Raw genomic sequence first — 12,614 nt, forward strand, 5'->3', positions numbered from 1 at the left:
TCGATGATGAGTCGGGTACGGGGATGGGCGCTGGTTATGTTGATGCTGGTGGCGGCGCAGGGACGCGCTGCCTGTAGCTGGCCCGCCTGGACGCAGTTCAGCGAGCACTATATAAGTCAGGAAGGGCGGGTGATTGACCCCGGCGACGCCCGGAAGATCACTACCTCTGAAGGGCAGAGCTACGCGCTGTTCTTCGCCCTGGCCGCCAATGACCGCGACGCCTTCGCTAAAATCCTCGGCTGGACGGAGAACAATCTGGCCCAGGGTTCCCTGGCCGATCATCTTCCCGCCTGGCTATGGGGAAAGAGCGGCGATAACGCCTGGCAGGTGCTGGACAGCAATTCGGCCTCGGATGCGGACCTGTGGATTGCCTGGTCCCTGATGGAGGCCGGACGCCTGTGGAAAGAGACGCGCTATAAGGATCTCGGCAAAGCGCTGCTCTCCCGCATCGCCAAAGAAGAAGTGGTCACTGTCCCGGGCCTGGGCTCGATGCTGCTGCCGGGGAAAATCGGCTTTGCCGAAGCGAAAAGCTGGCGTCTGAATCCCAGCTATTTGCCGCCGCAGCTGGCCAGCTACTTCAGCCAGTTCGGTGCGCCCTGGAGTACCCTGCGCGAAACCAATCTGCGTCTGTTGCAGGAGACGGCACCGAAAGGCTTTTCGCCGGACTGGGTTCGCTATGAGGCAGGCAAGGGCTGGCAGCTAAAACCCGAAAAAACGCTGGTGAGCAGCTATGACGCCATTCGGGTTTATCTCTGGGTCGGCATGATGCACGACAAAGATCCGCAAAAAGCGCGTCTGCTTAAACGTTTTAAACCGATGGCCGACTGGACCGCTAAAAATGGTCTTCCGCCGGAAAAAGTTGATGTTGCCAGCGGGAAGGTGACCGGCAATGGGCCGGTGGGCTTCTCTGCGGCGCTGCTGCCTTTCCTGCAGGACAGGGATGCTCAGGCGGTGCAGCGTCAGCGCGTTGCGGACCATTTTCCTGATGCCGATGCCTATTACAGTTTTGTCCTGACGCTGTTCGGGCAGGGCTGGGATCAACACCGTTTTCGTTTCACCGCCCGCGGTGAATTACTACCTGACTGGGGCCTGCAATGCGCAAGTTCACACTGAGTCTGCTCAGCTTTTCACTGAGCATCGCCCTGATGCCCATGGCGCATGCCGCCCCTTCCACGCCCTCCGCTCAGCAGCAGCTGCTGGATCAGGTGCGGCTGGGGGAAGCGACACGGCGCGAGGAACTGGTACGTCAGTCCCTCTATCGCCTCGAACTGATGGATCCCGATAACCCCGACGTGATCGCCGCCCGTCTGCGCTACCTGCTACGTCAGGGCGATACGGCCGGTGCGCAGAAGCAGCTGGACCGCCTGGCGCAGCTGGCCCCGAATGGTGACGCGATGAAGGCGTCGCGTACCGCGATGCAGCTCTCCACGGCGGAAGGTCGTCAGGCACTGCAGCAGGCGCGTCTGCTGGCAACGACCGGGCATGAACAGGAAGCCCTGGCCGCTTACGAGACGCTCTTTAAAGGCAAACCGCCGGAAAATGAGCTGGCGGCAGAGTACTGGACGCTGGTGGGCAGAGCCCCGGGCAGACGCGATGAAGCCATAAACCAGCTGCAGGCGCTGAGCGCAAGCTTGCCGGGCAACGGCACCGTGCAGACCGCGCTGGTACAGCAGCTTTTCGCCAGCGGACGCAATGACGAGGCGTTTACGGTACTACAGCAAATGTCGCATTCGGGTACCAACCGCAGTGCGGCGGCGGATATCTGGTACCAGCAGGTGAAAAATATGCCGGTAAGCGACGCCAGCGTGCAGGCGCTGCAGCGCTTTCTGACGGTCTTTACCGACGGCGATACGGTGACGGCAGCCCGGGCTCAATTGACGGAACAACAGCGGCAGCTGGCTGACCCGAATTTCCGTGCCCGAGCCGAAGGGCTGGCGGCGGTCGACGCCGGTCAGGGTGGCAGAGCGATAGGCGAACTCCAGCAGGCGGTGAAGGCCGATAATAAAGACAGTGAAGCCATTGGTGCACTGGGGCTGGCCTACTCCCAGCGCGGCAATCGGGCGCTGGCGGTGACCCAGCTGCAAAAAGCAATCGCCATGGCCCCGGAAAGTTCTAACCGCAGCACCTGGGAAAGCTTACTTCAGGTTAACCGCTACTGGCTGCTGATTGAGCAGGGTGATGCGGCCCTGAAAGCCAACAACCCGGAACAGGCCGCCCGCTATTTCCAGCAGGCTCACGCGCTCGACGGCACCGACAGCTATGCGGTGCTGGGTCTGGGGGACGCTGCCGCGGCGCAGAAGGATCCGGTGGCAGCGGAACGTTACTACCAGCAGGCGCTGCGTATCGACAGCGGCAACAGCAACGCGGTGCGCGGGCTGGCCAATATTTACCGGGCAGAGTCGCCGGAAAAAGCGGAGGCGTATATTCGCTCGCTGTCCGCCAGCCAGCGGCGCAGTATCGATGATATCGAACGCAGCCTGACCAATGAACGCCTGGAGAAACAGGCCACGGCGCTGGAAGGCCAGGGCCGCTGGGCTGATGCTGCGGCGGTACAGCGTCAGCGGCTGGCGATGACGCCGGGCGATGTCTGGATCACCTTCCGGCTGGCCGGCAATCTGGTGAGCGCCGGACAGCGCAACGAGGCGGATACGCTGATGCGGGAGCTGGCGCGCCAGAAACCGCAGGATCCTGAACAGATTTATGCCAATGGGCTTTACCTCTCCGGCAATAACCAGCCGCGCGCCGCGCTGGCGCATATCAATGCCCTGCCGCGCGACCGCTGGACGGACAATATTCGTGAGCTTTCCGATCGCCTGCAGGCCAATGAGCTGCTGGCGACCGCCAATGGCCTGCGTGACAGCGGCAAAGAGGCTGAAGCCGAAGCGTTGCTGAAAAGGCAGCCTGCCTCAACGCGTATCGAACTGACCCTCGCCGACTGGGCGCAGCAGCGGGGCGACTACAGCGCCGCCGCCGCGCATTACAACAGCGTCCTCGGCAAAGAGGCGGATAATCTGGATGCCCGACTCGGGCTGACGGAAGTGTATCTGGCCGGTGGAGATAAAGTCGCTGCTCGTCAGGAGTTGCAAAAAGTGGCCGTCAATAACACGACGGAAGCGCCATCCCTGAGTACTCAGCGCCGGGTCGCCCTGGCGCAGGCGGGCCTCGGTGATGATGCCCAGGCCCGGGAGATTTTCGCCCGCATTATGCCGCAGGCCGAGGCGCAGCCGCCGTCAATGGATACCGCTCTGGTTCTGCGCGACGCTGCGCGTTTCCAGACACAGCAGGGCGAGCCGCAGCAGGCGCTGGAAACCTGGAAAGCGGCGATGGTCGCCGCGGGTATCACCCCGGCGAAGCCGCAGGATAACGCGGCATTTACGTATTTGATGCGTAACGATCCGCAGGATGACTGGCTCAAGCGCGGCGTGCGCAGCGATGCGGCGGAACTCTATAAGCAGCAGGATATCAATGTCATGCTTCAGCATGACTACTGGGGATCCAGCGGTACCGGCGGTTATTCCGATCTGAAAGCGCACACCACGATGTTACAGGCCGATGCGCCTCTGGCCGACGGTCGGATGTTCTTCCGTACCGACGTGGTGAATATGGATGTCGGCTCCTTCACGTCCACGACACCGCAGTGGGGCACCAGTAACGCGACGCCTCATGCTCCCGGTGGTCATGCCCAGAGTGCCCACGGGGCCAGCGTGGCGGTGGGCTGGCAGAATGAGACCTGGTCAGGGGATATCGGCACTACGCCGATGGGCTTTAAGGTCGTGGATGTGGTCGGCGGCCTGAGCTACAGCAGCGATCTCGGCCCGGTAGGCTACACCCTGAGCGCACAGCGTCGGCCAATTTCCAGCTCCATGCTGGCCTTCGGCGGGCAGAAAGATATCAACACCGGCACCACCTGGGGCGGGGTTCGCGCCACCGGTGCGGCGGTCGGGCTGAGCTACGATAAGGGCGAGGCGCACGGCGTCTGGGCGAGCCTCGGCGGTGACACCATTACGGGCAAGAACGTCGCGGATAACTGGCGGGTACGCTGGATGACCGGCTATTACTATAAGCTGATCAACGAAGACAACGAACGTCTCACCGTCGGTGCCAACAATATGATCTGGCACTATGAAAAAGATCTCAGCGGCTACACGCTCGGCCAGGGCGGCTACTACAGCCCGCAGGAGTATGTCTCCTTCTCGCTGCCCGTTAACTGGCGTAAGCGCACCGAAAACTGGTCCTGGGAGCTGGGCGGCTCGGTCTCCTGGTCACACTCCCGCACCAAATCGGGTATGCGTTATCCGCTGCAGGGGCTGATTCCTCGCGACAGAAGCCTGGCGGCGGATGTCGGGCCGTATCAGGATATCGACGCGCCGGTCGCAGGCGGTTCTTCTTCCGGCACGGGGTATACGGCGCGTGCTGTTATTGAACGTCGTCTGACCGATAACTGGTCTGTTGGCGCGGGGATCGATATTCAGCAGGCAAAAGATTACACTCCCAGTCATGCACTGATTTTTGTGCGCTATTCTCAAGCCGGATGGCAGGGTGATATGAACCTGCCACCTCAGCCGCTGGTGCCTTACGCCGACCGGTAACCGGAATAATCTTCATTCCTGCACCAGTCTCTCCAGGGCCGTCGCGATCGGGTATAATCCGGCGGCAGTAAGGCAGCATATGGCTGCCTTGCGCCAGCGTTTCCGTGGAGAGTCAATTTGCGTGTCAGTCGGTCGTTAACAATCAAACAGATGGCAATGGTTGCGGCCATTGCTGCGGTATTTATTTTCCTTTTTTGCTCTATTTTGCTCTTCCACTTCGTACAGCAGAATCGCTATAACACGGCGACGCAGCTGGAAAGTATTGCCCGTTCGGTCAGAGAACCGCTCTCCGCCGCTATCCTGAAGGCAGATATTCCCGAAGCCGAAACGATTTTAAGCCGCATCCAGCCCGCCGGGATTGTCAGCCGGGCCGATGTGGTGCTGCCCAATCAGTTCCAGGCCCTGCGGATGCGCTTTATTCCCGAACGGGCGGTGCCGGTCACCATCACCCGTATGTTCGAACTGCCGGTGCAAATTTCGCTGCCTATCTACTCCCTTGAGCGGCCTGCTAACCCTCAGCCGCTGGCCTATCTGGTTCTGCAGGCCGACTCGTGGCGGATGTACAAATTCGTTATGAGTACCCTGGCAACGCTGGTGACTACGTATCTTCTGCTGGTGCTGATTGTGACCGTGGCGATTGCCTGGTCCATCAGCCGCCTGATCGTGCGTCCGCTGCGCACTATTTCGCGGATGCTGAATGATGTGTCATCCCAGGAGCTGGTGGGACATCAGCTCCCCTTGCCGGCTCTGCATCATGACGATGAAATTGGCATGCTGGTGCGCAGCTACAACCGCAATCAGCAGGCGATCCTGCGCCAGCAGAATGAGCTTAACAGCCAGTCGACCCGTTTCCCGGTGTCCGAGCTGCCGAATAAAGCGTTTCTGATGGGGCTGCTGGAGCAGACGGTGGCGCGTCAGCAAACGACCGCTCTGCTGGCGGTGGCCTGTGAGACGCTTCAGGACACGGCGGGCGTGCTGAAAGAGACCCAGCGGGAGATGCTGCTGCTGACGCTGGTGGAAAAACTGAAATCGGTACTGGCCCCGAGAATGGTCCTGACCCAGGTCAGCGGCTACGATTTTGTGATCCTCGCCAACGGCGTGAAAGAGCCGTGGCATGCTGTGACTCTCAGCCAGCAAATCCTTACCGTGATCAACGAGCGCCTGCCGGTGCAGGGGATCCAGCTACGTCCCAGCGCTAGTATCGGGATTGCCATGTACTATGGCGACCTGAGCGCGGAGCAGTTCTATCGCCGTGCCGTATCGGCGGCCTTTACCGCAAGGCGTAAGGGCAAGAATCAGATTGAGTTCTTCGATCCCGAGCAGATGGAAGAAGCTCAGCGTCGTCTGACCGAAGAGAGCGATATTCTCCACGCCCTCGATAACCATCAGTTCGCTATCTGGCTTCAGCCGCAGATCGATACCCGGTCTGGCGAGATGTGCAGTGCGGAAGTGCTGCTGCGCCAGCGGCAGGAAGATGGCCGTTGGGAACTGCCGGAAGGGCTGATCGAGCGTATCGAGTCCTGTGGGATGATGGTGTCGGTCGGTTACTGGGTGCTGGAGGAGTCCTGTCGTCAGCTTGCCGCCTGGCAAAGCCGGGGGATTATGCTGCCGCTGTCGGTTAACCTGTCGGCGTTGCAGCTGATGCACCACGATATGGTGGCCGATATGCTTGAGCTGCTGCATCGCTACCGTATTGCGCCCGGCACGCTGATTCTGGAAGTGACGGAGAGCCGCCGTATTGACGATCCTCAGGCGGCGATTGCCATTCTGCGTCCCCTGCGAAATGCCGGGGTGCGAATTGCGCTGGATGATTTTGGCATGGGCTATGCCAGCCTGCGCCAGCTCCAGCATATGAAATCCCTGCCGGTGGATATCCTCAAAATCGACAAAACCTTTGTTGATGGCCTGCCGGACGACGCCAGCATGGTGACGGCGATTATCCTGCTGGCGCGCAGCCTGGAGCTGCATCTTGTCGCCGAGGGCGTGGAAACCCAGCCGCAGTATGACTGGCTGAAAGAGGCCGGCGTCGATATCGTGCAGGGTTTTCTGTTTGCCAGAGCCGTGGCGCCTGAGGCGTTTGAAAAAGCCTTTCTCCCGTCATCTGACGCAAGCGAAACGGTGTAAAAAACGACAGTCGTTGTGAGAGCTGGCTCAAAAATCTTAACAATTATGTTTCATTTTTGGGTTTGCTTTATTTCTGTAATGTTTCCTGGGTGTTATTTTATGGACGCGGGCCACACAAAACCCTACACGGCCTGTGGTTATCCAAAGGACACCCTATGAAAGCCTCTCTGTTCAAAAGCCTCTATTTTCAGGTGCTGGTGGCAATTGCCGTCGGTATTCTGCTTGGCCATTTCTACCCTGATATCGGCGCGCAGATGAAGCCGCTGGGCGATGCGTTCGTTAAACTTATCAAAATGATTATCGCGCCGGTGATTTTCTGTACCGTCGTCACCGGTATTGCCGGTATGGAAAGTATGAAGGCGGTAGGGCGCACCGGTGCGGTGGCGCTACTCTATTTCGAAATCGTCAGCACCTTCGCGCTGATTATTGGCCTTATTGTGGTGAATGTTGTTCAGCCCGGCGCGGGAATGAACGTTGATCCGGCCTCGCTGGACGCCAAAGCCGTCGCCGTCTACGCCGATCAGGCGCAGCAGCAGGGTGTGGTTGCCTTCCTGCTGGATGTGATCCCTGCCAGCGTGATTGGCGCCTTTGCCAGCGGTAACATTCTGCAGGTCCTGCTGTTTGCGGTGATGTTTGGCTTTGCCCTGCATCGTCTGGGCAGCAAAGGCCAGATGATTTTCAACGTGATCGAAAGCTTCTCGTTGGTCATCTTCGGCATCATCAACATGATTATGCGCCTGGCACCGATTGGGGCATTCGGGGCGATGGCCTTTACCATCGGTAAATACGGTGTTGGCACCCTGGTGCAGCTTGGTCAGCTGATTATCTGCTTCTACGCCACCTGTATTTTGTTCGTGGTACTGGTGCTTGGCTCTATCGCCCGTGCGGCCGGATTCAGCATCTTTAAGTTTATCCGCTACATTCGCGAAGAACTGCTGATCGTGCTGGGAACCTCCTCCTCCGAGTCGGTGCTGCCGCGTATGCTCGATAAGATGGAAAAGCTGGGCTGCCGCAAGTCGGTAGTGGGGCTGGTGATCCCGACGGGTTACTCCTTCAACCTGGACGGCACCTCCATCTACCTGACGATGGCGGCGGTCTTTATCGCCCAGGCAACCAATAGCCAGATGGACCTGGTCCATCAGATTACGCTGCTGGTTGTGCTGCTGCTGTCGTCGAAAGGCGCGGCGGGCGTGACCGGAAGCGGCTTTATCGTACTGGCGGCAACGCTTTCAGCGGTCGGACACCTGCCGGTGGCGGGTCTGGCGCTGATCCTCGGCATCGACCGCTTTATGTCGGAAGCCCGCGCCCTGACCAACCTGGTCGGTAACGGCGTGGCGACCATCGTGGTGGCGAAATGGGTAAAAGAGCTGGACCACAAAAAGCTTAACGAGACCCTGAATAACCGTACCTCCGACAGTAAACCGCAGGAACTCTCCTCCTGATCCCCTCCGGTCGTCATTTTTCGAGGCAGCTCGAAGAATGACGGCCATTAACGCGTCGTCACTTGCCGGGCGGCGCGCTCCTTACGCATAATCCCTCTACGCAAAGCAGAAGTCTGCCTGATTGCTATTTGTTATGCTCTGTCGCATACTTTTTACACGCGTAATTTACACGTGCAAATGGAGGCAGCATGTCTGGTATGAATACTCGATACAAGAAAACGGTCAGCGTTACGCTGGAACCCGCGTTGCTTCAGCAGGCCCGTGATGCCGGAATTAATCTATCGGCAGTGCTCACTCAGGCTCTGAAACAGGAAATCGATGCCACAGGGGCTGAACGCTGGAAGATGGAAAATCGGGCGGCGTTACAGGAACTTAATCGTATCACTGATGAACATGGGCTGTTGTCAGACGAATACAGGACGTTTTAATCATGCAATATGTTGTTTATCGTAATAACGGAAACAGTAAGGCATATCCATTTTTGCTGGATGTTCAGAGCGATATCATTGATGAACTACATACTCGCCTGGTTATCCCGCTTTACCCACTAAAATGGCTGGCAAATCCTCCCGCCAGACGGCTGACCCCGATAATCAATATTGAAAATGATGATTACCTGGTGATGACGCACGAGATGGCCAGCGTTCGTTTATCCCAGATGGGTGATGAAGTCCTGGATGCCCGACCTCACAGGCAAAGCATCAAAAATGCACTGGATTTTATTTTTGACGGATTTTAAAGGCATCGTTACCCCTTTCTACCCACTAATTTTCAGTTTCTGGTTTTTCAATGGCATACTGAGCGTTACGGGTAAATTTTCTCTGACGGCGCGACTTTTTCCTCTTCACGCGGTCTAACACGAAGTGTTTTCGATATTACTGGATTATCCCGGCTATGGGGGTTCTCTTACTAACCGGGATTGTTGATCAGGGGTTCACATGCAGGGCACAAAAATTCTACGTTTGGCGGGTGGTTTGCTGATGGTGGCCGCTGCCGGTTCTGTGCAGGCAGATGCACTCCAGCCTGACCCTGCATGGCAGCAGGGGACGCTGGCGAACGGTTTCCAGTGGCAGGTACTGGCAACCCCTCAGCGGCCGAGCGACCGCATTGAGATTCGGTTGACGATCAATACCGGCTCGCTGACCGAAGCCACGCAGCAGAGCGGCTACAGCCATTTTATTCCGCGCCTGGCGCTGACCCAGAGCGGCAGTCTGCAGGCCATGCAGGCACGTTCTTTATGGCAGCAGGGCATCGATCCCAACCGCCCGCTTCCGCCCGCGATTGTCTCCTATGACTACACGCAATTTAATCTCAGCCTGCCCAATAACCGTAACGATCTGCTGAAAGAAGCCCTGAGCTGGCTGGCAGATACCTCCGGCAGACTGAGCATCACGCAGAAAACCGTCGATTACGCCCTGAGTAGTGAAGATATGATCGCCACCTGGCCTGCCGATACCAAAGAAAGCTGGTGGCGCTATCGCCTGAAAGGCTCGGCTATGCTGGGGCACGATCCGGCGGAGGTGCTGAAACAGCCGGTGGATATCGCCCAGCTGGAGGCGTTTTATCATAAGTGGTATACCCCGGATGCGATGACGCTGATTGTGGTAGGCAATGTCGATCACCGTAGTATTGTTGAACAAATCAACAAGACCTTTGGCACTCTGACCAATAAACGAGAAACGCCCGCGCCGATACCGACGCTGGCGCCTCTGAGCCACGAGCCGGTAAGTATTATGACCGACACGGTACGCCAGGACCGTCTGGCGCTGATGTGGGATAACCCATGGCAACCGATCCGCGAATCCGCCGGGCTGCTGCGCTACTGGCGCGCCGATTTAGCCCGCGAAGCGCTGTTCTGGCACGTCCAGCAGAGCCTGAGTAAAAATAACGTTAAGGATATCGGCCTCGGCTTTGACTGCCGTGTTCTGTTCCTGCGCGCCCAGTGCGCCATCAATATCGACTCCCCCAATGAGAAACTGGGGAACAGCCTGGACGTGGTCGCCCGCGAGCTGGCTCAGGTGCGCGAAAAGGGGCTGTCGGAAGAGGAATTTAAAGCTCTGGTTGAGCAGAAAAACCTGGAGCTGCAGAAGCTGTTCGCGACCTATGCCCGCATGGATACGGACGTGCTGATTGGCCAGCGTATGCGCTCTCTGCAAAACCAGGTGGTGGATATCGCACCGGAGCAGTATCAGAAGCTGCGTGCGGACTTCCTTAACGGCCTGACGCTGCAAATGCTCAATCAGGATCTGCACCAGCAGCTGTCGCAGGAGATGGCGCTGGTACTGCTCCAGCCGAACGGCGAACCGGAATACAACATGAAGGATCTGCAGGCGGCCTGGCTGAAGATTATGGCTCCCGCAACGCCAGCGGCGGATGCACCGGCTCCGGTGGAAGAGAGTGCGGAAGGCGCGGCGGCTGAGGCTCCGGCGGCGCAGTAATCCTGCTTTCAGAACAAAAAAAGGCGGACCGCATTGTGCTGTCCGCCTTTTTTAATGGTACAGAAAATCAGTCCGGCATCGCGTCGCGCGGAATGATAGCGCCACGATACTGAATGACGGTGCTGGCCGTCAGATGACCGCGTTTCGCAGCCGCTTCGGCATCACCGCCGGTCAGTCGCACCGCCAGGTAGCCTGCGCTGAAGGAGTCGCCAGCGGCAGTGGTATCCACCACGCTCTCTTTCGCCAGCTTGATGGCCGGAACGTCAACGACAGGCTGGTCGCCAACGGCCACCAGGCAGGAGTCGGCCCCGCGCTTAATGACCACTTCTTGCACGCCTGCCGCCTGAGTACGGGCAATCACTTCGTCAACCGGCTTCTCGCCCCAGAGCAGATCTTCATCGTCGAGGGTCAGGAAGGCGATATCGGTGCATTCCAGCATCTGCTGATAAACGCGCTGAGTCTCTTCTTTGCTGGCCCACAGGCGCGGACGGTAGTTGTTATCGAAAATAATCTTGCCACCGTTGGCGCGGCATTCGCGCAGCAGGGAGAGCAGTTTTTCGCGGCTGCTGTCGCTGAGGATAGCCAGGCTGATACCGCTCAGGTAGAGGTAGTCAAAGGTCGCCAGCTCTTCGCAAATACCGGCAGCCTGCGGGCTTTCCAGCCAGAATTTGGCCGCCGCCTCGTTACGCCAGTAGTAGAAGGTGCGCTCGCCGGTGCTGTCCGTTTCGATGTAGTACAGGCCAGGCAGACGATTGTCCATCCGCTGAATCAGTCGGGTTCCGACGGCTTCGTTCTGCCAGGCGTCCAGCATCTGCTGGCTAAAGTTATCCGTACCCAGCGCGGTCACGTACTCGACGGCCAGCGCGGCGTTATCAACCTGACGAGCGATATAGACGGAAGTGTTCAGCGTATCGCCACCGAAGCCACGGTTAACTTCCGTACCTTTCTGTGACAGTTCAATCATGCATTCGCCAATTACGGCAATTTTTTTAGACATAGTCGTCAACCTGGATCTGAATCGGGAAATTAGCGCTAGTGTGCGCTGTGGGTTTTTTATGGTCAACTATATTAAAACAACGTTCCATTATTTTTTTGAGCTGGCGCGTGTTCCTCTCATATTATGGCGATCCCGCTTTTTAAATTTGCCCCTGTGCTGGACATAAAGTTCTCACTTTCTGCGCCGATAATCCCAAAACGAGCCATTCGGCTCTTTTTCCCAGTCAACAGGACATCAGAGATGAAGTTAGAGCAGGTAATCCAGCGCCTGAGCATTCCGGAGGCAAGCGCTGACAGCGTTGAAAGCTTGCAGGATAGACGCTACTGGCTGCAGTGTGAGCTTGCTTATACTTATCAGCCGATTTACAAAACCGACGGCCGTCTGATGGCTATCGAGCTGTTGACGGTGGTGACCCATCCGTCCAACCCCGATAAGCGTATCGCGCCGGATCGCTATTTCGCTGAAGTGGCGGTTCGCCACCGTATTGATGTGGTAAAAGAGCAGCTTGCGGTTCTGGATAAGAAGAAAGCGTTCTTTGCGGATAACGCGATTCTGGCTTCGGTCAACGTCGATGGTCCGACGCTGCTGGCGATGCGTGAAGACAAAGCGCTGCTGGCGCTGATTGAGACGATGCCCTGGCTGCGTTTCGAGCTGGTGGAACATATCCGTCTGCCGCAGGACTCCAGCGTTGCCAACCTCTGCGAGTTTGGCCCGCTGTGGCTGGATGATTTTGGTACCGGTATGGCGAACTTCTCTGCACTGAGCGAAGTCCACTACGACTACATTAAGGTAGCACGCGAGCTGTTTATTATGCTGCGTAAAACCCCGGAAGGCCGCAATCTGTTCACGCTCCTGCTGCAGCTGATGAACCACTACTGCCACGGCGTGATCGTTGAAGGGGTCGAAACCCTGGAAGAGTGGCGTGATGTCCAGCACTCCCCGGCCTGGGCCGCGCAGGGCTATTTCCTTTCCCGACCGGTCCCTATCGAGACGCTCGATAACGTGCTTATCCAGATGGCCTGAG

At 58.0% G+C, this 12,614-nt stretch carries 9 protein-coding genes; 8 read left to right on the plus strand and 1 reads right to left on the minus strand.

Features of this window, described 5'->3' with window-relative positions:
* Positions 1-3 precede the first annotated feature (3 nt).
* The 7 genes from bcsZ to EDF81_RS19315 all read left to right on the plus strand — a co-directional run bounded on the left by bcsZ (position 4) and on the right by EDF81_RS19315 (position 10,593).
* Positions 4-1,113, plus strand: a complete 1,110-nt coding sequence (gene bcsZ / locus EDF81_RS19285) for a cellulose synthase complex periplasmic endoglucanase BcsZ (protein WP_123349778.1) — start codon at positions 4-6, stop codon at positions 1,111-1,113.
* Entirely contained in the window at positions 1,095-4,589 is a 3,495-nt protein-coding gene (gene bcsC / locus EDF81_RS19290) for a cellulose synthase complex outer membrane protein BcsC (RefSeq protein ID WP_123349779.1), read from the plus strand. The genes bcsZ and bcsC overlap by 19 nt, the downstream gene beginning before the upstream one ends.
* A 117-nt stretch (positions 4,590-4,706) precedes the next feature.
* On the plus strand, positions 4,707-6,713 hold the full coding sequence (gene hmsP / locus EDF81_RS19295; protein ID WP_123349780.1) for a biofilm formation regulator HmsP: 2,007 nt from the start codon (positions 4,707-4,709) through the stop codon (positions 6,711-6,713).
* A 155-nt stretch (positions 6,714-6,868) separates the two neighbouring features.
* On the plus strand, positions 6,869-8,155 hold the full coding sequence (locus tag EDF81_RS19300; protein WP_123349781.1) for a dicarboxylate/amino acid:cation symporter: 1,287 nt from the start codon (positions 6,869-6,871) through the stop codon (positions 8,153-8,155).
* Between the two features lie 188 nt (positions 8,156-8,343).
* The gene (locus EDF81_RS19305; protein WP_123349782.1) at positions 8,344-8,583 is read left to right on the plus strand and encodes a type II toxin-antitoxin system CcdA family antitoxin; all 240 of its coding nucleotides are present in this window, start codon (positions 8,344-8,346) and stop codon (positions 8,581-8,583) included.
* 2 nt (positions 8,584-8,585) lie between these two features.
* Positions 8,586-8,894, plus strand: coding sequence for a CcdB family protein (locus EDF81_RS19310; RefSeq protein WP_123349783.1), 309 nt, complete (start codon positions 8,586-8,588; stop codon positions 8,892-8,894).
* Between the two features lie 199 nt (positions 8,895-9,093).
* Positions 9,094-10,593 (plus strand): pitrilysin family protein, encoded by a 1,500-nt coding sequence (locus EDF81_RS19315; protein ID WP_123349784.1) that lies wholly within the window; start codon positions 9,094-9,096, stop codon positions 10,591-10,593.
* Positions 10,594-10,660: 67 nt separating this feature from the next.
* Here the strand turns inward: EDF81_RS19315 and EDF81_RS19320 are convergent, their stop codons facing one another.
* Positions 10,661-11,590, minus strand: coding sequence for a sugar kinase (locus EDF81_RS19320; protein ID WP_123349785.1), 930 nt, complete (start codon positions 11,588-11,590; stop codon positions 10,661-10,663).
* Positions 11,591-11,830: 240 nt separating this feature from the next.
* Here EDF81_RS19320 and pdeH point away from each other — a divergent pair, with 240 nt between their 5' ends.
* Complete coding sequence (gene pdeH, locus EDF81_RS19325) at positions 11,831-12,613, plus strand: cyclic-guanylate-specific phosphodiesterase (protein ID WP_123349786.1); 783 nt, start codon at positions 11,831-11,833, stop codon at positions 12,611-12,613.
* Position 12,614: the final 1 nt, after the last annotated feature.

The organism is Enterobacter sp. BIGb0383, from assembly GCF_003751845.1.
Classification (GTDB): Bacteria; Pseudomonadota; Gammaproteobacteria; order Enterobacterales; family Enterobacteriaceae; genus BIGb0383.

What these genes read in the sequence shown, in the direction of transcription:
- bcsZ (WP_123349778.1), top strand. Translation starts at nt 4, where the DNA reads ATGATGAGTCGGGTACGGGGATGGGCGCTGGTTATGTTGATGCTGGTG.
- bcsC (WP_123349779.1), top strand. Translation starts at nt 1,095, where the DNA reads ATGCGCAAGTTCACACTGAGTCTGCTCAGCTTTTCACTGAGCATCGCC.
- EDF81_RS19300 (WP_123349781.1), top strand. Translation starts at nt 6,869, where the DNA reads ATGAAAGCCTCTCTGTTCAAAAGCCTCTATTTTCAGGTGCTGGTGGCA.
- EDF81_RS19305 (WP_123349782.1), top strand. Translation starts at nt 8,344, where the DNA reads ATGTCTGGTATGAATACTCGATACAAGAAAACGGTCAGCGTTACGCTG.
- EDF81_RS19310 (WP_123349783.1), top strand. Translation starts at nt 8,586, where the DNA reads ATGCAATATGTTGTTTATCGTAATAACGGAAACAGTAAGGCATATCCA.
- EDF81_RS19315 (WP_123349784.1), top strand. Translation starts at nt 9,094, where the DNA reads ATGCAGGGCACAAAAATTCTACGTTTGGCGGGTGGTTTGCTGATGGTG.
- EDF81_RS19320 (WP_123349785.1), bottom strand. Translation starts at nt 11,590, where the DNA reads ATGTCTAAAAAAATTGCCGTAATTGGCGAATGCATGATTGAACTGTCA.
- pdeH (WP_123349786.1), top strand. Translation starts at nt 11,831, where the DNA reads ATGAAGTTAGAGCAGGTAATCCAGCGCCTGAGCATTCCGGAGGCAAGC.